Raw genomic sequence first — 1,805 nt, 5'->3', positions numbered from 1 at the left:
CCGACGACTACGTGACCAAGCCGTTCGCCATGGACGAGTTCTTCGCCCGCGTCCGCGCCGCCCTGCGCCGGGCGAGCAGGGCGGACTCGCCGGGCCAGGCGATGGTCGAGACCCCCGGGTTCACCATCGACTTCCGCACCTCCACGGTGACCCGCCACGGCCAGACGCTGCACCTCACCCCCACCGAGTGGGGAGTGCTGGAGATCCTCGCGCGCAACCCCGGCAGGCTGGTCACCCAGCAGGAGATCCTCCGCGCGGTCTGGGGCGAGGGGTACCAGAAGGAGACCCACTACCTGCGGGTGTACATGGCCCAGCTGCGCCGCAAACTCGAGGACGACTCGGCCGCCCCCCGGCACCTAATCACCGAGCCCGGGCGCGGGTACCGGTTCGTGCCGTGAGCCCCGGCCCCACCAGCGCCCCACCGCATCTCACCGTTCCTCCGGTCCCTGCGCAGAACGGTCATTACGCTTCCTGACATGAGTCAAGCTGCGTCGCTCCTGCGGGTCGGGATCGCTTATGTCATCGCCATCGGCGCCGGGTTGGCGTGGCTGCTGTGGGGGCCGGGCACCGGCCAGCTGTTGCTCGACGGTCTGATCGCCGATCTCATCGCGACCCTCGTCATCTTTGCTTTCAGCCGCTTCTACGGGAACTCCACGTTCTACGACGCCTATTGGTCGGTCATCCCGCCGCTGCTGGCGTTCTACTGGTGGATCGCGGCCGACGCGGGCGTGAACGACGTCCGCTGGTGGCTCATGATGACCGTCCTGCTGGCCTGGGCGGTGCGCCTGACCCTCAACTGGATCCGCACCTTTCCCGGCATGCACCACGAGGACTGGCGCTACCCGATGGTCCGCGAGCGGGCCGGGCGGTTCGAGTTCGTGGCCGACCTCATGGGCATCCACGTCTTCCCGACCCTGCAGGTCTTCGCCGGGCTCATCCCCGTCTACGTGGTGGCGACCCGCGCCGGTGAGCCGCTCGGCTGGCTCGACTTCGTGGCCTTCGGCGTCGGCCTGGCCGCGCTGGCCCTCGAGACCGTCGCCGACCTCCAGATGCACCGCTTCATCGCCACGCGCACTCCCGGGCAGGTCATGGACACCGGCGTGTGGTCGTGGTCCCGGCACCCCAACTACTTCGGCGAGTGCGGCATCTGGTTCTCCATGGGCCTGTTCGGGCTCGCGGCCTGGCCCGGCGCATGGTGGGTCTTGGTGGGCACCGCTGCCATGGTGACGATGTTCCTGGCCGTGAGCATCCCGATGATGGAGCAGCGGAGCCTCGAGCGGCGGCCCGAGTACACGCGCGTGGTGGAGCGGGTGTCGCTGTTCATCCCCCGCCCGCCCAGGAAACTCCCGCCCGAGAAGAGCCGGACCACCACCTCCGCGTGAGCCGCCTCCGGATCGTCGTGGTCGGACTCGGGGACACCGGCGTCCTCACCGCGATCGCGCTCCGGACACTCGGCGACGTCGTGGCCATCAGCGCCACGCCGGAGTTCGTCAGCGGTCAGGAGCTGGGTCTGCGGCTAGCCCGGCCGGAGGCGTGGACGCGCGACTATCGCATCGCCTACCGCCGGTTCCGCGGCCTCGACCGGGTGCGGATCGTGCACGGCAGCGCGACCGCCCTCGACACCGAGAACCGTGTCGTGCGCGTGAGCCTCGTGGACGGCGCAGCAGGTGAGGGCTCGGTCGCCGAGGTGCGGTACGACGTCGCGGTCGTCGCCACCGGGGTGACCAACGGGTTCTGGCGACGCGCCACGGTCCGGGACTCCCGCGGCGTCGACGCCGAGATCCTCCTGCCGCACCGGCGCGTCG

General features: G+C 70.3%; 2 protein-coding genes and 1 pseudogene. All 3 read left to right on the top strand.

Annotated features, from left to right (window positions below; translation table 11 throughout):
- Positions 1-398, top strand: a 398-nt coding sequence (locus G6026_RS05585; protein WP_182612461.1) for a response regulator transcription factor, incomplete at its 5' end; no start/stop codon positions are given.
- Between the two features lie 78 nt (positions 399-476).
- Positions 477-1,382, top strand: coding sequence for a DUF1295 domain-containing protein (locus G6026_RS05580; protein ID WP_107757267.1), 906 nt, complete (start codon positions 477-479; stop codon positions 1,380-1,382).
- A pseudogene (locus G6026_RS05575) lies at positions 1,379-1,805 on the top strand (pyridine nucleotide-disulfide oxidoreductase); the annotation flags it as partial. The gene G6026_RS05580 and the pseudogene G6026_RS05575, both read left to right, overlap by 4 nt.

Source organism: Dietzia sp. DQ11-38-2 (genome assembly GCF_014145055.1).
Taxonomy (GTDB): domain Bacteria; phylum Actinomycetota; class Actinomycetes; order Mycobacteriales; family Mycobacteriaceae; genus Dietzia.
Note: the sequence above shows the minus strand (reverse complement) of the source record. Positions and strands in the feature narration are given on the sequence as shown.